Annotated in this window: 26 protein-coding genes and 4 pseudogenes; 26 read left to right on the forward strand and 4 right to left on the reverse strand. The window is 35.3% G+C overall.

Features of this window, described 5'->3' with window-relative positions; genetic code table 11:
* Positions 1-145 precede the first annotated feature (145 nt).
* From LC040_06160 to LC040_06170, 3 genes are read left to right on the forward strand one after another with little or no spacing between them, the layout of a single operon-like run.
* Positions 146-703 carry a metal-dependent hydrolase gene (locus LC040_06160; GenBank protein ID WLR52484.1) on the forward strand — a complete coding sequence of 186 codons (558 nt, stop codon included), beginning with the start codon at positions 146-148 and terminating at the stop codon, positions 701-703.
* 12 nt (positions 704-715) lie between these two features.
* A complete protein-coding gene (locus LC040_06165; GenBank protein ID WLR52485.1) occupies positions 716-2,356 on the forward strand; it encodes a helicase-associated domain-containing protein in 1,641 nt (546 codons plus the stop codon).
* Positions 2,346-3,458, forward strand: coding sequence for a hypothetical protein (locus tag LC040_06170; protein WLR52486.1), 1,113 nt, complete (start codon positions 2,346-2,348; stop codon positions 3,456-3,458). The genes LC040_06165 and LC040_06170 overlap by 11 nt, the downstream gene beginning before the upstream one ends.
* On the opposite strand, the gene LC040_06175 is transcribed toward LC040_06170, so the two are convergent.
* The gene (locus tag LC040_06175) at positions 3,380-3,742 is read right to left on the reverse strand and encodes a DUF2188 domain-containing protein (protein WLR52487.1); all 363 of its coding nucleotides are present in this window, start codon (positions 3,740-3,742) and stop codon (positions 3,380-3,382) included. The genes LC040_06170 and LC040_06175 overlap by 79 nt on opposite strands.
* Before the next feature lie 140 nt (positions 3,743-3,882).
* On the opposite strand from LC040_06175, the gene LC040_06180 reads away from it, so the two are divergent.
* From LC040_06180 to LC040_06250, 15 genes and pseudogenes are all read left to right on the forward strand, one after another.
* The gene (locus tag LC040_06180; protein WLR52488.1) at positions 3,883-4,752 is read left to right on the forward strand and encodes a hypothetical protein; all 870 of its coding nucleotides are present in this window, start codon (positions 3,883-3,885) and stop codon (positions 4,750-4,752) included.
* A 724-nt stretch (positions 4,753-5,476) separates the two neighbouring features.
* On the forward strand, positions 5,477-5,776 hold the full coding sequence (locus tag LC040_06185; protein ID WLR52489.1) for a DUF3997 domain-containing protein: 300 nt from the start codon (positions 5,477-5,479) through the stop codon (positions 5,774-5,776).
* A 93-nt stretch (positions 5,777-5,869) separates the two neighbouring features.
* A pseudogene (locus LC040_06190) lies at positions 5,870-6,059 on the forward strand (DUF6366 family protein).
* A gap of 87 nt (positions 6,060-6,146) precedes the next feature.
* Positions 6,147-6,344 carry a DUF2281 domain-containing protein gene (locus LC040_06195; protein ID WLR52490.1) on the forward strand — a complete coding sequence of 66 codons (198 nt, stop codon included), beginning with the start codon at positions 6,147-6,149 and terminating at the stop codon, positions 6,342-6,344.
* Positions 6,334-6,672, forward strand: a complete 339-nt coding sequence (locus LC040_06200; protein WLR52491.1) for a type II toxin-antitoxin system PemK/MazF family toxin — start codon at positions 6,334-6,336, stop codon at positions 6,670-6,672. Before LC040_06195 ends, LC040_06200 begins: the two co-directional genes overlap by 11 nt.
* Before the next feature lie 126 nt (positions 6,673-6,798).
* A pseudogene (locus LC040_06205) lies at positions 6,799-7,218 on the forward strand (DUF3888 domain-containing protein).
* A 133-nt stretch (positions 7,219-7,351) separates the two neighbouring features.
* Entirely contained in the window at positions 7,352-8,605 is a 1,254-nt protein-coding gene (locus LC040_06210) for an aminopeptidase (GenBank protein ID WLR52492.1), read from the forward strand.
* Positions 8,606-8,920: 315 nt separating this feature from the next.
* On the forward strand, positions 8,921-9,580 hold the full coding sequence (locus tag LC040_06215) for a DUF4085 family protein (protein WLR52493.1): 660 nt from the start codon (positions 8,921-8,923) through the stop codon (positions 9,578-9,580).
* Positions 9,581-9,839: 259 nt separating this feature from the next.
* On the forward strand, positions 9,840-10,277 hold the full coding sequence (locus LC040_06220) for a MarR family transcriptional regulator (GenBank protein WLR52494.1): 438 nt from the start codon (positions 9,840-9,842) through the stop codon (positions 10,275-10,277).
* A 1-nt stretch (position 10,278) separates the two neighbouring features.
* On the forward strand, positions 10,279-10,653 hold the full coding sequence (locus LC040_06225) for a rhodanese-like domain-containing protein (protein WLR53210.1): 375 nt from the start codon (positions 10,279-10,281) through the stop codon (positions 10,651-10,653).
* 130 nt (positions 10,654-10,783) lie between these two features.
* A protein-coding gene (locus LC040_06230; protein ID WLR53211.1) for an IS1182 family transposase occupies positions 10,784-12,146 on the forward strand; the annotation gives its coding sequence in 2 pieces (ribosomal slippage) (positions 10,784-12,106 and positions 12,108-12,146; 1,362 coding nt in all).
* Positions 12,147-12,394: 248 nt separating this feature from the next.
* A complete protein-coding gene (locus tag LC040_06235) occupies positions 12,395-12,982 on the forward strand; it encodes a TetR/AcrR family transcriptional regulator (protein ID WLR52495.1) in 588 nt (195 codons plus the stop codon).
* Positions 12,982-13,389 carry a DUF5367 family protein gene (locus tag LC040_06240; protein WLR52496.1) on the forward strand — a complete coding sequence of 136 codons (408 nt, stop codon included), beginning with the start codon at positions 12,982-12,984 and terminating at the stop codon, positions 13,387-13,389. The genes LC040_06235 and LC040_06240 overlap by 1 nt, the downstream gene beginning before the upstream one ends.
* A gap of 172 nt (positions 13,390-13,561) precedes the next feature.
* The gene (locus LC040_06245) at positions 13,562-13,723 is read left to right on the forward strand and encodes a hypothetical protein (GenBank protein WLR52497.1); all 162 of its coding nucleotides are present in this window, start codon (positions 13,562-13,564) and stop codon (positions 13,721-13,723) included.
* Positions 13,724-13,987: 264 nt separating this feature from the next.
* On the forward strand, positions 13,988-14,833 hold the full coding sequence (locus LC040_06250) for a pentapeptide repeat-containing protein (protein WLR52498.1): 846 nt from the start codon (positions 13,988-13,990) through the stop codon (positions 14,831-14,833).
* Between the two features lie 144 nt (positions 14,834-14,977).
* Here the strand turns inward: LC040_06250 and LC040_06255 are convergent, their stop codons facing one another.
* Positions 14,978-15,145, reverse strand: a complete 168-nt coding sequence (locus LC040_06255) for a DUF1697 domain-containing protein (GenBank protein ID WLR52499.1) — start codon at positions 15,143-15,145, stop codon at positions 14,978-14,980.
* 404 nt (positions 15,146-15,549) lie between these two features.
* Here LC040_06255 and LC040_06260 point away from each other — a divergent pair, with 404 nt between their 5' ends.
* From LC040_06260 to LC040_06270, 3 genes are all read left to right on the forward strand, one after another.
* A complete protein-coding gene (locus tag LC040_06260; protein ID WLR52500.1) occupies positions 15,550-15,945 on the forward strand; it encodes a hypothetical protein in 396 nt (131 codons plus the stop codon).
* Positions 15,946-16,152, forward strand: a complete 207-nt coding sequence (locus LC040_06265) for a helix-turn-helix transcriptional regulator (GenBank protein ID WLR52501.1) — start codon at positions 15,946-15,948, stop codon at positions 16,150-16,152.
* Between the two features lie 277 nt (positions 16,153-16,429).
* Positions 16,430-16,633, forward strand: coding sequence for a hypothetical protein (locus LC040_06270; GenBank protein WLR52502.1), 204 nt, complete (start codon positions 16,430-16,432; stop codon positions 16,631-16,633).
* A gap of 561 nt (positions 16,634-17,194) precedes the next feature.
* Here the strand turns inward: LC040_06270 and LC040_06275 are convergent.
* Positions 17,195-18,454: an SLC13 family permease gene (locus LC040_06275; GenBank protein WLR52503.1), complete on the reverse strand. Its 1,260-nt coding sequence runs from the start codon at positions 18,452-18,454 to the stop codon at positions 17,195-17,197.
* A gap of 313 nt (positions 18,455-18,767) precedes the next feature.
* Here LC040_06275 and LC040_06280 point away from each other — a divergent pair, with 313 nt between their 5' ends.
* The 3 genes and pseudogenes from LC040_06280 to LC040_06290 all read left to right on the forward strand — a co-directional run bounded on the left by LC040_06280 (position 18,768) and on the right by LC040_06290 (position 20,637).
* Positions 18,768-18,986 (forward strand): LysR family transcriptional regulator, encoded by a 219-nt coding sequence (locus tag LC040_06280; protein WLR52504.1) that lies wholly within the window; start codon positions 18,768-18,770, stop codon positions 18,984-18,986.
* Between the two features lie 226 nt (positions 18,987-19,212).
* Positions 19,213-20,270, forward strand: a pseudogene (locus tag LC040_06285) (transposase).
* Between the two features lie 109 nt (positions 20,271-20,379).
* Positions 20,380-20,637: pseudogene (locus LC040_06290) on the forward strand (aspartate/glutamate racemase family protein).
* Positions 20,638-20,696: 59 nt separating this feature from the next.
* Here the strand turns inward: LC040_06290 and LC040_06295 are convergent.
* A complete protein-coding gene (locus tag LC040_06295) occupies positions 20,697-21,467 on the reverse strand; it encodes a methyltransferase domain-containing protein (protein ID WLR52505.1) in 771 nt (256 codons plus the stop codon).
* A gap of 143 nt (positions 21,468-21,610) precedes the next feature.
* On the opposite strand from LC040_06295, the gene LC040_06300 reads away from it, so the two are divergent.
* Entirely contained in the window at positions 21,611-22,477 is an 867-nt protein-coding gene (locus LC040_06300) for a LysR family transcriptional regulator (GenBank protein ID WLR52506.1), read from the forward strand.
* Positions 22,478-22,671: 194 nt separating this feature from the next.
* Complete coding sequence (locus LC040_06305) at positions 22,672-23,238, forward strand: DUF4256 domain-containing protein (protein WLR52507.1); 567 nt, start codon at positions 22,672-22,674, stop codon at positions 23,236-23,238.
* Positions 23,239-23,302 lie beyond the last annotated feature (64 nt).

Below are 23,302 nucleotides of genomic sequence, written 5' to 3' on the forward strand. Positions count from 1 at the left end.
ATGTTTATTTTTTCATAATAAAACAAGCACTATATCTGAGGGAGGAGAGAAGTGACCTTTCCTTTGAACATATATAGTAAAAAGTTATATCCATAAATAACCAAGCATATCCATAAAATAAAATCATATGGGGAGCTTGGTTATATTGCGTTATAAAACACACATCGTAAGCTCGTTAACAGCAGGTGCTGGTTTGGCAATTATGTTAAATTATCCTTTTCATATTGGATATGTAATTGGGATATGTTTTGGTAGCTTGCTGCCGGATATCGATGAACTGCGATCATTCATCGGTCGTAGATCCTTTGGCCTTTCTAAATATGTTAAACAAAGATATGGACATCGAGGAATGACACATAGTTTATTTGCATGGATGCTTGTATCAGTTGTTTTTTTAATCTACCCATCTTTCTTAACAGTTGGCATTTCCTTAGGATACCTGTTTCACTTAATTGGAGACTTATTTTCAGGACGAAGCATTCCTATTCTAGCCCCATTTAAACCAGTCCGTCCGAATCTCCCCTTTACATACAAAACAGGTAGTTTTTCAGAGGACATATTACTCTACATTTTTACTTTTTTATTATTCTATTTTGTGTTTGCATTCGGAAAGCTCTACCCCTATTTGATTCAATCAACAGTAGAGTTAGTTTCTTCTATTATTTATATATTAATTGATTACCTAAAGACAATATCAAAATGAGGAAGTGGTGAAGTGTATAAAAAACCATTGATCATTCATCCTGACAGCAGGAATATTTATTTGTTGGAAGGTTTAGATGAAAAAGGAGAACTCGGTCAGGAGTTAATTGAATTCGCAGATTTAATTCAAGCACCCGAGCAAGTCCATACCTATGCTTTAACCCCATACGCGTTATGGACTGCAAAAGCAAAAGGAGTAGAAGTAGATTATATTATTCGCTTCTTAGAGCAACAATCTCAAAATGTAGTACCAGATTCGTTAAAAGAGACAATTAAAAAGAATATGAACCATTTTGGAGCATTACAATTTTCCATGGATGATGATCGTTTGCAATTACAGGCAAGAACGGAAGAGTTAATAAGCGAAATTAAAGCCATTGAGGGAATTCAAAGTAAAATCGTATGTCATCCAGATCCGAAGACTTTATTGTTTAAATCTCGGTACAGAAAAGAGATTAAGAAACTACTCTTTGAGCAGGAATTATTTGCAAAAGATATTGTTTATGAAGTTGGAGAGGAATTAGATATTACCAGCATAAACCTTCAACTATTGGATTACCAGCATGCTGCAGTTGAGTCGTATTTAACTTTTAACCATCAAGTTGGTGGTAGTGGAACGATAATTATGCCACCGAACTCAGGAAAAATCCTAGTCGGAATTAAAATCATTGAGGCATTAAAAACATCAACACTAATAATTGTCGAGGATAAACATAGGGCAGAGAAGTGGAAAGGTGAACTCATTGAAAAGACAGACCTGTCTGAGAGCAATATTACATTCTTTAGTAAGGAAGACAAAAGCTTAAAACCAATTACAATTGGAACATATGAAAATCTTGCTGATCACGTAGAGGATTTGGAGGGTTTTGGTTTTGTGATATATGATGATGCTCATAAACTTCCAACGCCAACACATGAAAGAACAGCAGATATTCAAGCAACGAATAAATTAGCTTTAGCATCAACTCTAGCAAGATCTGATGGCAATGGCCATCTTGTTTTTGCATTAATTGGGCCAAGGTGGTATGAAGTACTACACCGATCCCTGGTAAACCGAGGATACCAAGTTCCTGTGAGGTGCGTAGAAGTTAAAATTCCTTTACCACCAGATGAGCGGCGTGATTATATTGCTAGAGATCATAACAAGAAAGTAAATCCAGACACTTTAAATTCTAACAAATATAAGGCGTTATCAATTTTATTAAAAAAAGAGAAAGCAAAAAGATTATTGGTTGTTTCTTATTTCAATGAGGTTACAACAACGTGTAGTGAACTAATTGAAATAGATACATTGATGAATCAGTTAGGTGAAGAAAAGCAACAATACCTTATAGGTTCATTTAACAGTAGAGAGATTGATAAATTAATAACATCCTCAAAACTTATTGAAAATATGACACTTTCCATGGTTGAAGTGATGATTGCCTTATCCCATCAACAAGGGTCTGTAAGGGAAGAATATCTCCGGATCGGGAAATTACTGCCTGCAGAAGAATGGAAAGAAGATGCTGTATTGTATTCACTCGTTTCATTAAATACGGATGAGGAAAGACATTATTCCAAAAGAAGACGAAAACTTATCAATTATGGATTTCATTATCGAATTCTTACATTTGAGGAGTTAGTGGATAGGGGTGAGTTTTTTGAATCATAAAGAAGCCCTTTCGCAATTAAGCCGAGAACAGGTAAATGAAATATTGGATAAGCTAAGAATCGAACCATTTAAGGGTGCCACGAAGGCATGGATTGCTAAGGATATCGCAGCATTTTATCAAGATTCAAAAAAGTTTCATCGTGTGATACAAAGCTTTGGTGAAAAGACTATAAATGACTTACTTCTTTTTGCACATATTCAAAAGCCAATTAATAATGAACAAGCACAGTTATTTAATGATTACGGAATACTTGTTGAGGGAGAGCTTCCAGTTGATTTGAAAGATTGTTTAATTCAGTGGTCAAGATCGATGTTTGTTAAAACTTTTTCATCAATAAGTGAAGGTACTAACCATAGCTTTTTCTTAAAATGTGTTTTATTACTTAATTACTTTGAAAGAGAGCAGAATGTAAAATTAACTCAGAGAAAAAATGATCGTAATGTTCGGCTTTTGACAGAAGAGTTAATCATGGACAAGGAAACAGTTTGGAAAGTAATTAATATTTTAGTTAATTATGGATTTCTCAAGAGAACTAAACATCTTTATGAACTTAATGTACCTGCTTATAGTAAATGGAAAAAGCAAACAATAGACAAGGTTTTAGAAAGCTTTTATGAGAAGCAAGTTGGAAGTAGAGGTATTTTGTTTTTACAAAAAATCTCCAAATACCAACAGAAACCTGATGAATGGGTTGATATGACTGTTATTTCAGACACTGCTATAGAATTTGACCAATCCAGGCAATTAGGCTTAATACATGTTCATAAGGAGTCAGGAAACACATATGTTCAATTGATGCCGGAGGGCTGGTATCTTACTAAAAAGCTAGTTCATCCGTTATGGACTCAAGAAGCATTGTTAGTATCAGCTTCATTTGAAATTTTTGTACCTTATCATTACGATCCATTTATACTATTTGAACTTCTGCCAGTATGTAGAATGAAAGATTCACATTACTTTTTAGTATTTGATATTGAACTGGATCAGGTGAAGAAAAATAAAAAGGTTTTACAAGAGTTTTATTACACTTTAACTGGATGTGCTTCAGTCATTCCGGATGTAGTTGAATATGAACTTAAAACTACAATGGTTAAATTATGAGAAGATGTATAAAGAGTTAACATAGTAACCCACCGAGTTGACGTATAGGATTCTATACAGATACTTGGTGGGTTTGGGTCATTCCCATAGCTGTCTGAATCACGAAACTTACCATTTTTTCCTTGAATCCTTAATTCTGAACTGTTGCTTTTGGCCCGTTCTCTTCCATAACTTATAGCATCCCTTTGAGTATCGAATGTTTTTGCTACCCTTGATTTGTTTTTACCACGAACTGCCCATTTATCTCCGTGTCTTACAACGTATTGATTATCTTTGTTTGCCATTATTACACCTCCCTCCTTTTTTTACAAAATTCAACAAATTTATAAGAAACACCTTCTATTTACTGGGAATTTTGTTAAACTAAATTTAATAGATGTCGACAGTTTACATTGCTATAGAGTGAAGATTAGGGGTGTTTAGTATGGAATGTGCTTTGTGTAATAAAGATACCACTTTAGAATTAAGTCATATAATTCCGAAATTCGTTTATCGTAGCATGAAAAAGAATTCTCCTACTGGTAATATGCGATTAATGAGTGAGCCAAATAGAAAAATACAAGATGGTGACAAGCAACAAATGCTATGTGGGGAATGTGAGGATTTGTTTAATCAAGATGAAACAACTTTTGCAAACACAATTTATCATAAATATCAGTCAGGGACGTTACAAGAATTCGAGTACGGTCCTTGGTTTAACCGATTTATAACCTCTGTGAACTGGCGAAATTTGTATTTGGACATTATCGGATTTGTGTCAGAACAGAATATTGATCCCTTCAGATTAGATGTGTTAATTCATGCTGAAAAAGTTATGCGGGGCTATTTATTAGGAGAAAGTCAAGATTTAAGGGATATAGAAAATCATGTATTCTTTTTCAATCCTATAGAAACAGCTTCAGAAGATATGGCTGATTTAAACTTACATACTGTTTTTGGAGGTAGTGTTTTTGGTTATACATTTATCAGCCATGATCATGATTCATACTACGTTTTTTTGAATCTTCAAGGATTAGTCTTAGTTACTATTATTAAATCGGCTAGACAAGAATCATGGAATAACACCTTAGTGCATAAAGAGGGTAGATTTGACCCTAATAAACCTCAGCATATTACTTCACCATTATTTTCAGAATTTGAATATCTTGCTCAAGAACGTAAAAAATCAATGGAGCAAATGTCTAATAAGCAGCGAGAAAAAATTATTGAAGGCATAAAAAAAGACCCAGAAAGATTTAAAAACAGTAAAGCTTATGAACGTATGTTGAATGATCAACGACTTAGAAATAAGTAATATAACCTTCAAATAATAAAAAACATCTGAGTCTGCTTAATGCCTTAAAAGGTGATGGGCTTATTTTCTGTACATTCTTAAATACATCTACACTGCATAGTAATCAAAACTACATTTTGATGATGACGAAAAGATACCGGATAGTAAAAGTAAAAGAAAATATTATACGGTGATGAAGCAATGTAGGGACCCACTGATTTGGTTGATGAAACCGCTTGGTGGGCCTGTTCTTGTTGTTACGAAATGTTTATCCCTATTGTATTAACGGGGGCGAATGCTTAACAAGAGTATTTGCTTCTTTCGTTATATGCTTCTTTAGTTTAATAATATTTTGGGTTTTTATGGTGAATTAGTATCAAGGAGGGGAACTTAATTTTTCTACAACTTCTATTGGTGATTTATATTTTCATTTTTACTGTTTTTAGTTGGTTTGATTACAGAAGAGATATGAAGAAAGCAAAGGGAGAGCAAGAAATAAGAAATGTATTTGTTCGGTTTCTTTTTGCAATTATTGCATTGGTTTTATCCATTTTAGTATTTATTTTTTAACGGTGAGCGTATCTAGAAGTACGAAAGTAGAGGGTTAATGCCTAAAATAAAAATATTTCATTATTTATTATTATTTTTACTGTATTTACTAATATTAACATAGTGTCCAGGAACGGCAGATTATAGTGTTGACCTACCAGGAGATTACTCAGTTATAAGAACATCAGCACATGAAATGAAAATTGCTCTTAAAAAGAATGAAGATATTTGGGGAAGCGAAGTTATCCCGACTAAAGTTACAGAGGTTGCTTGGAACGATAATTATATCCTTGCAAAACAGGTCGGTTTGAAAGAAGACCCTGATAGTAGTAATGGTTATAAAATTCCTAATAAAGATGACGTGAATTTTTGGATATTAAATTATAAGTCGGTAGAAGTATTTGGTCCTTTGGGTAGCAATGATTTTATTAAAAAGAAGAATAAGTTGGAAATATCACAAGATGTGGAATTGAAGAAGATTCAGGATATAAAATAGCTTACTATTTGCACTAGCGGGGGCAAATATGTTTAACAAGGGTATTCGCTTATTTCGTTATAGAGCAGGTTAATGCAAAAAGGGGAGATGAGGATGAGTAAAGATAAAGAAACTCCTAAAGAAAGAAGAGAGACTAAGACAAAGTGAGTTAAACAATCCTTCTAGTAGCGTGCATGGGAGTAATCTCTTTGATTTAGTGGGTGGGTTAGGCTGGAAGGGTGCTGGAATACTTATTCTGGTATTGGTATTAGGGTTTATAATTTATGCTGCCTTCTTTCGTTAACGGAGGCATTAATTAAACACCAATGGTTTGAAATAATCCAAAATGATATAATTAGATAAAATATTCATGGAAGAGGTGATTAACAACATGAATACTGCAAGGGAACGATTACTTAAAATTATTAATGAAATTCCAGAGCAAGAAGTCGATAAAATTTTAGACTTTGCTGAATATTTAAAGGCAAAAGCAGAAACAAATCTATCAGAAGATTTAACAAAAGCGAGTGAAAGTAGCATTGATTTTTGGGATAATGATATAGATGATGAGGTTTGGAATGATGTATAAACAAGGTGATATTGTTTTAATTCCAGTGCCATTCAGTGACTTATCCAATAGAAAACAACGTCCTGTTCTTGTTATTTCAAACGATGATTATAATTATGCGACTGATGATATTCTTGTTGTTGCTATTACATCACAATTAAAAGATCTTGATTATTCAGTGGTAATTGAACAAAAAAACTTAGACGAAGGTACTCTTAAAGTTACATCAGCAGTGAGAGCTGACAAAGTATATACACTTTCAAAAGGAATTATCAGAAAAAGGTTTGGCAAAGTGAACACAGATGTATTAAATAGTGTACGAACTAAAATAGAACACTTAATAAAATAGTAATTTATACTTGTATTAAGGGGCTGCGATAAGCAGTCCTTTTTGGTATCAAATGAAATCTTGTTATGTGAATGTTTTCACTTCAATTAACAGGTGCTTTATTTACACAATGGGATCGTCAATGGCGTTCTTTTTTCAATTGAAAAGCAAACAAGTGGGGATTTAAAAGGAACTTGGAAGATTGTGGATGTTAAAAGAAAGAAAATCAACAGGATTCCAGTCCCTAAGAAATTTATTAAAGAAGCGTTAATAGAACGATTAGTTAACCCAATATTTAAGGCGGTTGAAAGTTATTATGGGGAGTCTAAACTTTGGTTTAGAGGCGATGAAAAGGTCCTTAAAATTATAAATGATGAAGGTGATATTAAGGTGATAGTTCAAGTGATGACATTTGAAGGAGCTCATAATTCTCCTTATGGTGAAGAAACAATAACCTTCCAAATTTCGAGTGGTGGTAATGTGAAGGTTGTCAATTATAAACATAGAGACATCCCAGAAAAAGAATGGACTAAGTTGAAATTGCGATTAAAGAGCAGGGTATTGTGAAAAATTATACTTAAATAAACGGAAGCGAATGCTTAACTAGAGTATTCGCTTCTTTCGTTATAAAGCAGGTTAGTTTAAGTAGGTCAGGGTTCTGTTGTAAAATTATACAAGAACATCACAGGGGAGATATTAAATGATTAAAGGGATATATGAATTTATAAGTGAAGCACAGTTAAAGAAGTATGCAGAACTTGCTGTACGAGCTGGTGTAAATCTGCAAAAAAATCAATTATTGATTATTCATAGTGATATACAAAATGCTACGTTTGCACGTCTAATCCAAACGGCAGCCTACGAGGCAGGAGCTTCAAATGTATTTATAGATTGGACAGACGAACAGTCTACCAAAGAATTTTACTTAAATGCAGCAGATAGTGTAATCGATCACTTTCCTGATTGGCAGGCTGCCCGTTTTAAGGAGTGGGACGATGCAGGTGCTGCGTACATCCATATTATTTCTGAAAACTTAGATGTCTTTAAAGAGGTTTCTACAGAAAGGATAAGTCGTTTCCAAAAAGCTTCTCGTACCAAATTGAGGGATTATTATGCGAAAATTAGATCCCACGAGGTACGCTGGTGTCTTCTAGCTGTTCCATACGTTGGATGGGCAACTAAAGTATTTCCCAACCTAAGTAAAGAAGAAGCTTTACAATCATTATGGGAATTAATTTTAAAAGGATCTCGGGCAGCTGGAAAAAATCCTATAAAAGATTGGGAGAGTCACAATAGAGCCTTCGAGTCCCGAAAAAAAATCCTAAACGAGAGCCAATTTGAAGCCTTGCATTTTACAAATAGCCGTGGAACTGATTTATTAGTTGGTCTACCTAAAAATCATCTCTATATCGGTGGGGGTGTCATAGATAAAAATGGAATACCTTTCTTTCCGAACATTCCTACGGAAGAAATATTTACTGCTCCCCATAAAAATAAGGTGAATGGCAAATTGGTAGGTACTAAACCTCTTATCTATGGTGGGAGTGTCATCGATGAATTTCATCTGATTTTTAAAGAAGGACGGATTACCGACTATTATGCCGCAAAGGGACAAAAAGTGTTACAAAATCTCATCGAAACAGACGAAGGTTCACATTATCTAGGGGAAATTGCCTTAGTCTCTAATAAATCTCCTCTTGCTCAGACAGATACTCTTTTTTACAATACCTTGTTTGATGAAAATACAGCCTGTCATATTGGAATCGGAAATGCATCTCCCTCCAATATCCAAAATGGCATTGACCAATCTGAGGAAGAGTTGAAGGAAGCTGGTCTGAATACTTCACTTTTGTTAGCCAATGTGACCTTTGGTACCGAAGATATGAAAGTAGTGGGCATTAAAGAAGGTGGAACTGAAGTCCTGCTAATGAAGAATGGGGATTTCCAATTCTAAATCGTCTACAACAAAATAGAGGAACCTAATTTCTGGTGGATTATAATTAGTGCTAGCCATAGTGAAAACAAACTGGGTAGCATTTCTGTAACAAATGAAGATTATGGGTTAGGTTTGTGAAAGAATGTAATTAAACAAGCGGGTTCTTATCGACAATAAGAAAGAGGTAAATAGTATGGATTACAGCGATTTAATGGATTTAAAGGTTATATCCTTCTTCACAGCTTCTTGGAACAGGAAACTAATTCATTAAGAGTTTTTATTGAAAGGTGTGGGGTATTAGTCAAAAACTTTCGTAATTAACGAGGAGAAAAAATGAAATATAGAACTAAAGAACTTGAAGAACAAAATGAGGTTTATAGCTATTTAACGTATTTTACATTATTAGAACAAGTAAAAGAGAGCAACTCTATCTCAAATGAGACCATGCGAGAGGCGTTTGAGAACATAAAACCTTGGTTAATGAAATGGCTTCCGGGTGATTTGTTAGTTCATGTTGAAGATGGAACTTTAATGCAATCTAATTCATATGAACCGTCAATTGAGCTGGTAAGAAGGATAAATGAATGGATAAATAAGTTTGAAGAAAAAACAAGGGAAATAAGTAAGAATTATGCTGAGTACAGCAGCTCTATAAACCACTTACTACCTAAAAACTTATTGGACTTACTTGAAAATACACCTTACGATGCAAGAATTGTGTCGTATAATCAGCCCGATAAAAGCAATTTAATTATACATTTTAATGAAACTGCAATATGTTATAAAAATGAATTTTCACTTTCGTTTAAAGGTGTGAAAGTTTTTGAGTTTGATGAAGAGGTTACTAATTTTAATTGGAATGTAACTGAAGCATATTTAACCGAGGAAGCAAATTTTGAACTAAGGGCACTCCTTTGGAAGTCAGGTAGAAGAACAACTCAAAACGAAATCTGTATTATTGCTGAAGATGTTCTGATTGAGACTGAAAAATAGGCTAATATTTCAATAAAATCAACTAATAGAAGATAACTCTTATTTAACATAACTTCTCTTCGTTAGTTTAATAAGACAATAATCTAGTATAGGACTTCCATATAATTGGAAGTCCTGTTGTTTGTACAAATATAAACACCAAACTTTAACAGAGACTATTAAAAAAGATAATGTGGATATTTTTTCTTTACATTTTAATATTAATCAGTTAAACTGATAATCAGTTAAGGTGATTAATTTTATTTGAGGAGGTGACCTATTGAGTAAACTTATTAATTCATTTGGATTTCTTACAGGAAAAGTTGTTCAGTTATTAGAGGAAGATTTTGTCGATAAGTTAAAGTTGTTTGAAATTGATGCAAGACAATATGGAATGTTAGTTAAAGTGTATGAAAATCCAGGTATGTCCCAAAAAAAAATTGCAGAAGAGCTAAAAATAGACCGTACAACAATGGCAGAGCGTGCCGAAAAGTTAGAGTTATTAAATTACATTACAAGAGTTAAGAATCCTGAAGATAAAAGAACTTATTGTCTTAATATTACAGACAAAGGTATAGAAATATTAGAAAAATGTTGGGAATTGTTAAGGCAGTCTGAAGAAGGTGTTTTATTTCCATTAAATGATAAAGAAAAAGAAAGTTTTAAAAGTTATTTATTAAAGATTTATAATACATGGGAGGGTGATAAAAGTGAATAGAATGGAATATTTTGAAAGTCGAATTGAATCAACATTTAGTCCTATGGATTACTTGCAGGCCAAAAAAGCGAACCCTGATAATTATTTTCTTATTGATGTTAGAAATGGTACACCAGATTTAAAGAAGGAAAAAATTGAAGGTGCAATAGAAATACCCCAAGCAGAATTATTAAATCATTTATCAGATTTACCTAAAGATAAGGAGATAATCGTTTACTGTTGGGATGTTTGGTGTAACACTGCATCCAAGTCTGCCGTTGTTCTTTTAGAAAATGGTTTGTCGGTAAAGGAATTAAGTGGTGGGATTGCATCTTGGAAGACAATGAATTTACCAACAACTCCATTATCTGATTTTAATAAAGAATGTGGATGTTAAGGTTAACACCTATATTTAAAAGGTCGTCTTTGACGACCTCAGGCTGTCGAGAAAGTCTCGACAGCCTGTTTTTTTACCTTATTACCGCGTTAATTTGTTATAATAGATGTAAATGAAGATACAGGCGGTGATAAGGTTGTTTCATACAAATAAAGACCGACAATACGAAATGGAGTTTGTACATATTGAAGAGCTAGTCCCAGAAGACCATCTCTTACGAAAAATTGATAAATATATTGATTTCTCCTTTATCCTTGAAAAAGTTCGTCCTTATTATTGCGAAGATAATGGGCGTCCCTCTCTCGATCCTCTCGTTCTTTTCAAAATGATGTTTATCGGCTATTTTTATGGTATTCGTTCCGAACGTCAGCTTGAACGTGAAATTCAGACAAATGTCGCTTACCGATGGTTTTTAGGGCTTCATCTAAATGATAAGGTTCCTCACCATTCAACGATTAGTTGGAATCGGCGTACACGATTCAAAGGCACAACGGTTTTTCAAGACATTTTTGATGAAATCGTTCATCAAGCGATGAGTCATCGTATGGTCGGTGGTCGAGTGCTGTTTACGGATTCGACTCATTTGAAGGCAAATGCCAACCGACACCAATTTACACGGGAAGAAGTAGAAGAAGAAACACGGGATTATATTGATGAACTTAACAAAGCTGTGGAAGAGGATCGGATCCAGAATGGAAAAAAGCCCCTTAAACCGAAAGAGGAGGTGAAAGAAACAAAAACGATCCGCGTTAGTAAGACGGATCCTGAGAGTGGTTACCTATACCGTGAGAATAAGCCAGAAGGGTTCTTTTATTTAGATCATAGAACGACTGACCTGAAATATAATGTGATTACCGATGTTCATGTCACTCCAGGCAACCTTCACGATTCTGTTCCTTATTTGAATCGGTTAGACCTACAGGTTGAAAAGTTTGGCTTTGATTTAGAAGGTGTGGGACTGGACGCTGGTTACTTAACAATGCCGATTTGTAAGGGGTTAACTGACCGTAACATTTTTGGAGTCATTGCTCATCGTCGGTACAGTTCGACGAAAGGACTTATGCCAAAGTGGAAATTTAAATTTGATGAAGAACGAAATGTTTATGTATGTCCACAGGGAGAAACGTTAACCTATCGCACCACTACAAGAGAAGGGTACCGCGAATACAAATCCGATCCAAAAAAGTGTGAAGAGTGTTCATTACTTGAAAGCTGTACACGGTCTAAAAATCATCAAAAGGTTCTCACCCGACACATGTGGGAGGACCGAAAAGAACAAATCCGACGAAATCGCTTATCCAAAGAAGGAAAAGTGATTACACAAAAAAGAAGAGAAACCGTTGAGCGAAGCTTCGCAGATTCAAAAGAACTGCATGGGCTTCGCTATTGCAGGTTGAGGGGATTGGAAAATGTAAAAGAGCAGGCATTACTTACAGCTGCCTGCCAGAACATGAAAAAAGATTGCCCTTCACCTATCCAGACAGAATGGATAGGTGAAGGGGAGTATTTTTCTTTCAAATCCTCACTTCTATAGAGTAAAAATCATCCTATTTTAAAAAGTCATGAAAAAAGCTTGTAGAAAAACACAGGGTTTCTCTACAAGCTGAGGTCGTCTTTGACGACCTTTTTTTTGACATTATGCTAATAAAACAGGAGTCAAATAATTGTAATTATAAAAATAATATGGTAAATTTTATGTAATTAAGTTAGTTAGTTGAATAACTAATAAGGGGGTGACGAATTGGCAAAACCCAATGTTATTAGTAAAGGAGACTTAATTAAAAGTGCAAAAGAGTGTTTAGTTAATAATGGGATAGACAAATTCACCTTACGATCAGTTGCAGAGCTGGCAGGAGTAACACAGGGAACAATCTATTATCATTTTAAAACGAAGGAGCAGTTGTTATTAGATATTGTTCAAGATATTTGTGAAAGTTCGTGGTCAGAGATTTCACAACGAAGTAATCAATATATTATTAGTCAAGCAATTGAATCAGCTAAAAGTCGATGTTCTTATGATTCCTTTTATCATAAACTATTTTTTACTTTAGTTGTATCGAGTTTTAACAATATAAAAATAAGAAGTCAATTAGGAGAGCTAACGCAATTTGAAAACGATGAATTAGCTAAAAATTTATTAAATTTATGGTCAAAATCTCCGCTTGATGGTGTTTCTGTGGAAACGTGGGGAATTCTCATAAATGCAATTGTTGATGGGATAGCCTTACAAGCAATGGTACAAAAAGATTTTCCAGTAGAAAAAACATATGAAGAGCTTGAACGACTATTTATAGTTTTTACTCAATTACTTAACGAGGGGGATAAGTAATGAAAGGGTATTTAATGACTCTCTTATGGGGTGTCTTAGTTTGGATCTTTGCTACAATGTTTTTTGTGTTTTTTGGAGAGCATGTACTCTTTAGTCCCGGTACAGAACCTTTTACAACAAGCTTATTATTATTAGTGATGGGAACAGGGCTTGTATTGTGGGGTGTTACTTATCTTTATCTCTTATTTGATAAATCAAAGAATGCACCAATAAAGTTTGGAATAGTTGGAACGATTATTGGTTTATCATTAGACACATTTTCTTTATCAAATCACAATTTGATTTTCACTAAATTAGATAATACGCAGGTTATTGCGTTTACTGCATGGATGTCTTTTGCTTATGCTTTATATTTATTTATACCGGCAATGATAAACCAACAAAGAATGAAGCATCATAAGACATAAATTAAAAACATTGAAGAGACAGGAGCGTATCTAAACTAAAGCGGGTACGCTTTTTTGATGTTTTGGGAAAAGTTTAAGAAGTTTATAAATAAAAACCAAGTGGAATATGTTAAATTTTAGTAAAGTATCAATTGGGGAGATTACTTATAAATCATGAAAAAAATTATGGTTGTTGGGGCTTCTTCAAATCTTAAAAGACGATCCAGAAGCAATCATAGAAGAGGTCTATAACTGGAGTGAACGAAAAAGACAAACATTTAAAGCACAGCATATTCACATGGCTTGGGTTCATTTAAATGATTTAGGACTGTTTGAAGAAAAAGTGAGTGTGTAGCTTTGATTTTTAAAAAAGCCTTTCAGAGTAAAAACTGAAAGGCTTTTCCGTATACTTAGTAGATGAAACGATGAAAGGAATTGTTTTTAATAACATTGTTAAAAAACAATAAACTCGACTAACAAACAAAAATATTGTTTATAATTCTGATTTGAAAATAAAATACATGTTATTTCAAATAACGGCCAAGTTGTGAAACTATGGTGTACAATAGAATCAAAAAGCCTTATCTTTAATGATTGGGTAACTTAAAGAGGTTATAAAATGTATAATGAAACAGCCAAAAATATTAGAGAAAATCTAAAAGCTGATTGCTCGAAATGCTTTGGACTCTGCTGTACAGCCCTAAATATTGCAGCATCAAGTGATTTTGCAATTAATAAGCCTGCTGGCACACCTTGTCCTAACTTACAAAAAGATTTTCGATGTGGAATTCATAAGAATTTAAGAGATAAAGGATTTAAAGGATGTACAGTGTTTGATTGTCTAGGAGCCGGTCAAAAAGTTTCTCAAGACACTTTTGGTGGTCAAAGTTGGCAAGAGCATCCTGAAATATCCGAAAAAATGTTCAGTGTATCTCCTGTCATGGAACAGCTATATGAGATGATTGCGTTTATCGCTGAAGCACTAACTTATAACATCTCACCTTCATTGCAAAAGCAGTTAAATAAACAATTAGAAAATTTACAGAGCTTGACGGATATGGATGCCGAACGCTTATTGTCATTAGATGTGGTAAGCTGTCGGCAACCAGTAAACGAGTTACTTATAGAAACAAGTGAATACATTCGAAGTGAGATGAGTTCAAAGGTTTTTATGATTAAGAAAGGCAAGCAATGTAGGGGTGTTGATTTGATTGGAAAGAACTTAAAAGGTAAAGATTTAAGAACGACTGATTTTAGAGGAGCTTATTTGATTGCTGCCGATTTGCAAAACTCGGATCTAAGAGGTGTTGATTTTATTGGAGCAGATTTGCGTGATGCAAATATAAGTGGGGCGAATCTTTCTACAAGTATGTTTTTAACTCAAATGCAAATAAATTCAGCTAAAGGCAACGATAAAACGATATTACCTAAACACATTCAAGCCCCATCACATTGGTTTAACTAATCTTATTCAATTAGCACCGTTCAAACCGAGCGGTGCTGTTTTAATTCCTTGTTGTTGGACCGGCTCGCTCAGGGAAAACAGCAACTGTGTTAAAGCCAATGGTTTCGGTCAATTTCTTATACTTCTCCAATTCCGCTGTTGTTCTTAAAATAGCTTTGATCGAAAACCGAATTCTTCCTCAATTAACTCCTCGATTTGTTTCTGCAATGATTCTTCCTTTTCATTTGGTTCAAACAGAATATTGCCGCTTTGAATATAAGATTGCACCCGATTAAGATCCATCTTTCCAAGAACATTCCTCAATTCAACCATCTTGATTTAATTCTTTCCACTACGTTAATACCATGCAATAGTGCGATATAACTAATTATCGACCTCCTATCTTCCAGCTTTTAAGTAATTACGATTCGAATTAAAGCACGCCCATTTTAAAGCAACCGCGTCCACAGTCCATTACTTTATGTATATTCTTTCACTCACAGAGATCTAATGAAAAAATTGTGCCTTTATAAAGTAATCAGAGTCTGAATTCTCGATCAATACCGAGGGTTTAGGTTTTTTTATTTTTGACTAAGTGTTGTAAACCTGCGTTCAACGGCTTCTCTCTTCTTATAAGAATGTCGAATAAACGTTCGGGAATCCCTTTGACTAAACAAAATTAATGTTGTATATTTATAACATAAAGTTATATATTTCTAACATAAGGAGGGGTTGCCTTGAAAATTAAATATATCGTATTAGGGGTAATTTCATTAGGTATTGTAATAGGTATGCTTCTACAAATTTTTAATTTACTGGAGGATAGGGAGTATTTTTCATCAGCTTTATTGTTGATTGGTTTATTTGGCTTTGTTGGCTATATCTTATTATTGATGAAAAAGTTGTACCCTGAATTTAAACATGGATTACCCTCTGATGATGAACGGTCCAAAAAGGTGAAATACTATTCGGCAGGTAGAGCATACTTCTTCTCCTTATATATCTGGATTGCTTTACTTGCTTTCCAAAAGCACTTGGATAGTGAGGACACCTTGATGCTAGGGATATTAGGGATGGTGGTGTCATTTTTCGTCTCTTGGCTTATTACGAAGAATAGGAAAGGCATCGAATAAATGAAAACGAAAATAAAGGAATACAGAGCCAAACACAACTTAACTCAATTAGAACTTGCAAAAGCGGTCGGGGTAAGGAGAGAAACGATCAGCTTTTTGGAAAAAGGAGAGTATAATCCTTCTCTAAAACTCGCCATTAAAATTGCGCGTAATTTTCATGTAAGTATAGAAGAAATATTCATTTTTGAAGAGAGTGATTTTGACTAAGGAAAAGAGGTGAAGATGTGTTTGCTTATTTCTTTCATAAATTGAATAAAACTCAACAAAAAGCACTGATGAAGCACCTTTTTGCTGTGAAATCTCTGGCAGACAATGGGACGCCCTTATTAAACCAGAAAATGTTCCTTCATTACTTTACATCCAAACGCCTTCATGAGCATATTGAAAAGCTGAGAATAGCCCTCGATGTTCGAAAAGGTGTCAAGGAGAAAGAGCTCTACATGACCGATTGGGAGTGGAACAGTCCTAATGGGGGGCTTAATCTGTGGTTAAATTTCCTGAATCGATTCCGATGGAAATGCTGCTGGCCAAAAGTCTGGAGCAATCCATTTCATTTGTCCCAGGCTCCATTTGTAATCCGGGAAAAGGATCAAACGAGTGGATTCGGCTAAGCTACTCTTTTTTGAATGAACAAAAGTTAAGTGAGGGAATGAAAAAACTCATCAGCATCGCTGAAGAGCTTTGTTGATGAAGTGATTTGAAAGATGTGGAAAGAATATTTAGTAATGGGAAGCGAAGCGAATATACAAAGATTTACGATCAGTGAAGGAGCAAGTGAAAAATAGTTATTAAACGTGTGCATATCTAAAAGAAGCAGAGACGAGAGAGTTTGCTATTCAGCATTTTAATATTAAGAAGTAAATGAATAATATAAAAAATTATGAAGCGGGTCAAAAATATTGATGAACAGGATAGTTTGAAAGAAAAGAACGTAGACTCCAAAACTCCTCAAGAAAAAACTGTTTTTAACTCAAATGCAAATAATTTCAACTAAAGGCAATGATAAAACGATATTACCTAAACACATTCAACCACCCTCAAATTGGATTACTAATCTTATTCAATTAGCACCGCTCCAACCGAGCGGTGCTGGTTTAATTCCATGAAAAAGTTTGAGGGAAAGGAGTTGATTTCGCTTTTTTCAACGATTACAGACCTTTGAGCGAGAAAGCCCGTTGCTTACGCTGCGGGATGTATGAAATGGCAAAATGATTTTTTATATGAAAAATCCTTCAGAGGCATCCCCGTGCTATAGTAGTCCGCCATAAATAATTGTAGAAACAATTACGACTATAATCCCAATTAAAGTCTCGTAAGGTAGAGCTTTAAGTCGTTCTTTCATATCCATGAAGAAACTATCTCTTGAAATATGGAAGAGAGGACCATGGGGCAAATAATCAAATGCAACTGCTCCTGCGTTTATCATCGTTGCACTTGCTAAAGCACTAACTCCATTCTCTAGTAACAATTCTCCAAACACATTACTAGAAATTGCAACAGAAGATGTGGCTGAAGCTGTGGCTAACGACATAAATGAACCTGATAGAGGTGCGATGAAAGAGATGGGTAAATGAAATGCATTTAATCCACTCATAATCATATTATTGAGTGAAGAATTAACGATAATACCGGCTAACGTACCTGTCCCAAGTATTAAAATGGATATACCAGACATTTTTTGAAGTCCACTCGACATATAAGACTTTACCTCTTTTGTTTTTCTCATCACAATCACCCCAAAAAAACCTCCAGCTGGCAATGCAAGTAATGAATCAACTTTAATATCCAATAAAGGTTGTAATGAGAGTATGAAAATGGCGAATAATGGACCTGAAATGGCTGCCAAAAAGGAAGGCTGACCCATCTCATCTGTCTTTTCTTCCCTAATTTCTTTGACTTTTGACCCTTTATTATTTATTTTTTTGGCTATTAAATAAGTAACAACTGCTCCGACTACAGCAGGTCCAAGTCCAGCAAACATAACTTTGGTTAGTGGTAGGGAAAAGCTTTCAGCAGCTGCTATCGTATTTGGGTTAGGAGACATCACATTCCCAGCTCTCGCCCCACATACAACAGCAATTAAAATACTTAACCGAGAAACTTTAGTTCGTTTGGCTATCATTAAAGCAATCGGGGCAACCGTAATAACAGCAGCTGCGATAAACACTCCTACTGCCGTTAAGACTAATGTAGACAACGTAATTGCTAATAAAGCTCTTGTTTCTCCCATTTTTGTAACAATAGTATTCGCAATGACATTTGCTGCCCCTGATTCTATTAATACGCCGACTAACACTCCAGCTGCTAGTATTCGTAACACTGCAGGGGTCAATAATTGAGCCCCCTCCATCATGAAGTCTAGGGTTGTTGCTAACTCAACTCCTCCAACTATTCCGCCAGCAAGCGCACCTGCAATCATTGCATATGTAGGGTTAATTCTTCTAAAGATTAAGATAATGGTTAACACCATTGCCACTAACACACCTAAAATACTAACCTCTGAATCCATAAACCTTATCACCTTCCCTTTATAAGATGTCCTCAATTATGCTCATGCACCTAATAATGGCTGAACTGCCATTATTACAGCTGCAATGACCGTGCCTAATTGTCCAGCGAGTTGCTACCCTAAAAATACCAAAAAACTAAAACCCAGCAAACCCCATTGTTCCCAAGAATAAGACTTTGCGAACTGCACCTTTTGAAGATACTTTCTCTTTCCCTTCCAACTTTGTTAGTAAAAGCACAAATATCATTGAAGCAATCCCATATCTGAATATATGGATTCAATTTTATTTAACTAACTAGAAGGAGTTTTTAAAATGGACTTAAAATCCTTAAAGACCTTTAAGCTAATTGCTTCGACTGGAAGCTTTCAGAGAGCAGCAGAGGAGCTGAATTATGATCAATCTACTGTAACCATGCAAATCAAAAAACTTGAAGATGATTTAGGAATGAAACTTTTCGAAAGAGGCAAAAGAATAGTTTTGACAGACGCAGGGGAGAGTACTCCTCGAAGAAGCAACCCCTTTATTATTTAGTGCTGACGCCCTTCGGGAAAAGGTAATTTCGTATGAAAAAGGGGAAGCTGGAACAATTAGAATGGGGTCAATTGAACCTACTGCAAGTTAACAGACCTTTGAGCGAGAAAGCCCGTTGCTTGAGCTGCGGGATGAATCGCTCAATTTTTTTAACAAAAAGGGATAAATCGATGCAAACATGTGTTCTTTTTGGTAAAATAAAGATAGACAGGGAGGTGAGAAGAAAATGGAAACCATTTCACTCAGGTTAGAATTGATGATACCAACTGAAAAGAAGAAAACCATGTATAAAAAGATGACCGAGATCAATACGTTTTTTGCGAACTGGCTGTTGGATTATGAAGCCTTAAAAACAGCTACGTCAAAGCATTTCAAGTTGTTTTCCCAACATTCCCTGCTGCAATTGTGAACCAAACCATCCGGGAGGTAAAGTCCAAGAAAAAGAAGCAACATGCAAAGCTGTTTCGGTCTTTTTGGTGTGGGTTTAATAATCAAAACTGCAGGATTGAAAAGGAAAAAGGGTTATATAAAGTCTCGTTCCCAACGCTTGAAAAACGTGTAGGCGTTCCTGTTATTGTGCAAACGTACCAGAAGCATTGGCTTGACCGGTTGTTAAGCGGCGAAGTGAAACAAGGGGCTGCGGAATTGTATGAGAAAAAAGGACGCTGGTTTCTTTCGGTTTCCATTTCCTTCGAACCTCAAAAACCCCAAGTAGAACCCCTTCAAGCTGGCACAATGGGAGTGGATGCCGGGTTGAACTATCTTGCCTTGGCTTCTGTTGGCACAAAGTCGATGTTCTTCAAAGGAAAGCAAATGGCTTTTATGCGCAGGCGATTTTCATCCAACGCGATTAAAAAGTCAAAAGGTAAAGAATCGCGCTGTATGAAAGATGTGAACCACAAACTGAGCCGTCAGGTCGTGAATTTTGCATTAGAGAACGGTGTTCATCTGATTCGAATGGAAGATTTGACAGGCATTCGGCATCGAGCAAAATCAAAGAAAGAAGCAGGAAAAAACCTGCATTCTTGGACCCATTATCAACTTCAGCAGTTTATCGAATACAAAGCGAAAATGGCCGGGATTGACGTTCAATACGTGAACCCTAAAGACACATCGAAAAGGTGTAAATGTGGATATATCCATAAAAATAACCGTCATGGTCGTATCTTCAAGTGCAAAAAATGCGGCTATGAAAGGCATGCGGATGTTAATGCGAGTATAAATATATCGAAAGCAATTAGCGGCTTATCGAAGAAAAAGAAGAAAAAAACATCTGAAACCTAGTGTTGTGGTCACAGCAGCACCGCCTGTTAGGTACATATATCCAAAAGGGATATAGAACGAAGCAGGACGGGGTGATGACACACCCCCTAATGGCGTAAGGAGGGAAGCTTTGAAAACTATTTGGCTTATTGGTGGAATGAGTTGGGAATCTTCTGTAGAGTATTACCGAATTATTAACGAAGAGGTAAAAGGGAAATTAGGAGGTTTACATTCAGCCAAGTGTCTGTTGTATAGTGTTGACTTTGACGAGATTGAACGCTATCAAGCTGAAGGCAATTGGGAAAGTGCAGGTAAAACATTAGGAAAAGTTGCATCATCTTTAGAAAAGGCAGGTGCAGATTTTATAGTAATCTGTATTCATGCAATTGAAGCAGTAAATACTGCGCTAAAAAACTAGAGAAGGGACTATTCAATCCCTTCTTTCAATTATTCTTTCATTCCAACTACTCGAATTCTTTTGTAGTCGGCAATCCAACGACCATCTATAAATAGAATGTCTCGTAAGTTATTTTCTACATTTTTAATAACTTGCTCTTTTGTTGCTTCTGATTTATCTTCAAACATGTTTCCAGCGAACATTTCAATCCAATTTTTTAAACCATTATTCCCCTCTAAAGGTGTTGGTCTGTCAAAATGTTGAGCAAACGTCACTCGAAATCCGGTCTCTTCCATCAAGGAAGAGTATTCACCTATACTTGGAAAATACCAAGGAAATTGTTCAGAAGTATATTCGATTCCTGCTAATTTTAATTGATTTACAATTTCATTGGTAATAATCTGAACGTTTCCTTTACCACCAAACTCTGCGACGAATCGTCCACCAGATTTTAAGCTGCTATATATACATCGGAGAGCTTGTTTCGCTTCCTTTACCCAGTGAAGAGTAGCGTTTGAGAAAACAGCATCGAATTCCTTTTTGTATTCTAATTCTAAAACATCTTCAACCTCAAATTTAATATGTGGAAATTTCTTCGATGCTTCCTTTACCATATTTGCTGATTTATCGACACCTTTCACGTCCGCCTCGTAATCATAGATGGTATTTGCTAAATCCCCAGTGCCGCAACCAAGATCAAGAATTTGTTCGCCCGTCGTAGGTGCTAAAAGCTCAACTAAATCATTTCCAAACTTCGAGACAAATGAATGGCTCTCATCATATAATCCGGCATCCCAAATATCTTTTACGTTCTGTTTCATTTTCCCACTCCTTTTTCATGAAAATAATCCTTGAATAAATCTGAAGGTGTTAATTGAATTATATTGGATAAGATATATAATTAAAATTAACAAAAATGGTAAATTATAATAACTAAGTGTTATAAGAGATAAGGGTGGCTTTAATGGATATTAGATGGTTAAAAACATTTATTATAGCAGCAAAATATGAGAATTTTAGAAAGGCTTCAGAAGAACTATTCTTAACTCAACCTGCCATTACAAAACATATAAAACGGCTTGAAGACCATCTAAGTATTCAGCTATTTGAAAGGAATGGAAAAACAGTTACTCTTGCTCCTGCGGGGCTTAAGTTTCTCCCATACGCGAAAGAGCTTATTTCGAAGTATGAACAAGGGATAAACAGCTTTGAAGCTTGGAAACAAGGTTATGATCGTAAATTAACAATTGCCGCAGCTCCTCAAATTGCATCATCTTTTTTGCCTTCATTGTTACGAACATTTATTGATAAAAATCCTGATATAGAAGTGTTTATAAATGTTGTTAAATCTTTTGAAATAGGTGATGAAATAAGTGCTGGAAAGGCTGATATAGGTTTATCAAGACTACACCCATTGCAAACTAATCTAAAGGTTGAAGCTATACATGAAGAACCAGTTATTTTAGTAGGGGTTCATTTGGGCGAAGATAAAAGTAATGCTGTTGAAAGTAAAGTGTTAGCTCAGTACAGACTAATAACTCATAATCATCCAGACTATTGGGATTTATTATTAAATGACGTTAAGAGCCACTACCCAATGGTTCGAACTATGGTGGTGAATCAAGTAGAAGTGACCAAAAGGTTTATAGAAAATGGTCTTGGTGTATCCTATTTACCTTTTTCAATGGTTAAAGAGGAAATAACCAAGAACAACTTGTTAGAAATAAAATCAGAAAAAGTTCAGACACCTACTTCTGCCACCTATGTCATAACAAGAGTAGAAACAAATGAAGCAACGAGCTTTATCAAATTTTTAAGAGCAGCCTTGTAAAGGTTCATGCTTAATTTTTGGCTTATTGAAGGAAGGGAGCAAAAGAAGGCAAACGTTATTTGCCTTAAAGATGTTGTTCTTTCTCGTGAGTCTTATCAAAAAAGGATAACGCATCTTTGTGTTGAAGTTATTGTACTAACAGAGCAATTTGGCCTTCTGAAATTTTGTTGAATAAAAACAAAGGAGAAGCTATTATGACAAAGACAAATAAAGAGTTATCATTAGAACAACGTGAAGAACTGCTTAGAACTTTGAAAGCCCGTTTTGAGAAAAACATGAATCGACACCAAGGTCTTGAATGGGCGAAAGTGCAAGCTAAGCTCGAAGATAATATTGAAAAGCTGTGGTCGCTTAATGAAATGGAAGCAACTGGCGGGGAACCGGATGTTGTTGGCTTTGATAAAAAGATGGGTGAATACGTTTTCTATGATTGTTCAGCTGAAAGTCCTAAAGGTCGTAGACGTGTTTGTTACGATCGTGAAGCACTGGAGTCTAGGAAAAAACACAAACCAGAAAATAACGCGATTGATATGGCAACTGACATGGGCATTGAACTGTTAACAGAAGCTCAATATCGGGAGCTGCAGAAGCTTGAAAATGTTGATATGAAAACATCAAGCTGGGTCCAAACACCTGATCATATTCGAAAGCTTGGGGGAGCCCTCTTTTGTGATCGTCGCTACGACACTGTCTTTGTCTATCATAATGGTGCAGAATCCTACTATGCTGCAAGGGGCTTCCGTGGCTCGATAAGGGTCTGAGTTTTGCATAGACAGCTAAATTTGAATGTTAGAATGGGTAAAAACCTTTTGATGTTTGCTTCTG

This window comes from Bacillus tianshenii (assembly GCA_020524525.2).
Taxonomy (GTDB): Bacteria; Bacillota; Bacilli; order Bacillales; family Bacillaceae_N; genus Bacillus_AV.

Excerpts from the sequence above, each read along its gene's own strand:
- LC040_06215 (WLR52493.1), top strand. The coding sequence starts at position 8,921 with ATGAAATATAGAACTAAAGAACTTGAAGAACAAAATGAGGTTTATAGC.
- LC040_06265 (WLR52501.1), top strand. The coding sequence starts at position 15,946 with ATGAAAACGAAAATAAAGGAATACAGAGCCAAACACAACTTAACTCAA.
- LC040_06180 (WLR52488.1), top strand. The coding sequence starts at position 3,883 with ATGGAATGTGCTTTGTGTAATAAAGATACCACTTTAGAATTAAGTCAT.
- LC040_06305 (WLR52507.1), top strand. The coding sequence starts at position 22,672 with ATGACAAAGACAAATAAAGAGTTATCATTAGAACAACGTGAAGAACTG.
- LC040_06225 (WLR53210.1), top strand. The coding sequence starts at position 10,279 with ATGGAATATTTTGAAAGTCGAATTGAATCAACATTTAGTCCTATGGAT.
- LC040_06200 (WLR52491.1), top strand. The coding sequence starts at position 6,334 with ATGATGTATAAACAAGGTGATATTGTTTTAATTCCAGTGCCATTCAGT.
- LC040_06185 (WLR52489.1), top strand. The coding sequence starts at position 5,477 with ATGAAAATTGCTCTTAAAAAGAATGAAGATATTTGGGGAAGCGAAGTT.
- LC040_06195 (WLR52490.1), top strand. The coding sequence starts at position 6,147 with ATGAATACTGCAAGGGAACGATTACTTAAAATTATTAATGAAATTCCA.
- LC040_06295 (WLR52505.1), bottom strand. The coding sequence starts at position 21,467 with ATGAAACAGAACGTAAAAGATATTTGGGATGCCGGATTATATGATGAG.
- LC040_06275 (WLR52503.1), bottom strand. The coding sequence starts at position 18,454 with ATGGATTCAGAGGTTAGTATTTTAGGTGTGTTAGTGGCAATGGTGTTA.
- LC040_06300 (WLR52506.1), top strand. The coding sequence starts at position 21,611 with ATGGATATTAGATGGTTAAAAACATTTATTATAGCAGCAAAATATGAG.
- LC040_06280 (WLR52504.1), top strand. The coding sequence starts at position 18,768 with ATGGACTTAAAATCCTTAAAGACCTTTAAGCTAATTGCTTCGACTGGA.
- LC040_06175 (WLR52487.1), bottom strand. The coding sequence starts at position 3,742 with ATGGCAAACAAAGATAATCAATACGTTGTAAGACACGGAGATAAATGG.
- LC040_06250 (WLR52498.1), top strand. The coding sequence starts at position 13,988 with ATGTATAATGAAACAGCCAAAAATATTAGAGAAAATCTAAAAGCTGAT.
- LC040_06240 (WLR52496.1), top strand. The coding sequence starts at position 12,982 with ATGAAAGGGTATTTAATGACTCTCTTATGGGGTGTCTTAGTTTGGATC.
- LC040_06255 (WLR52499.1), bottom strand. The coding sequence starts at position 15,145 with ATGGTTGAATTGAGGAATGTTCTTGGAAAGATGGATCTTAATCGGGTG.
- LC040_06210 (WLR52492.1), top strand. The coding sequence starts at position 7,352 with ATGATTAAAGGGATATATGAATTTATAAGTGAAGCACAGTTAAAGAAG.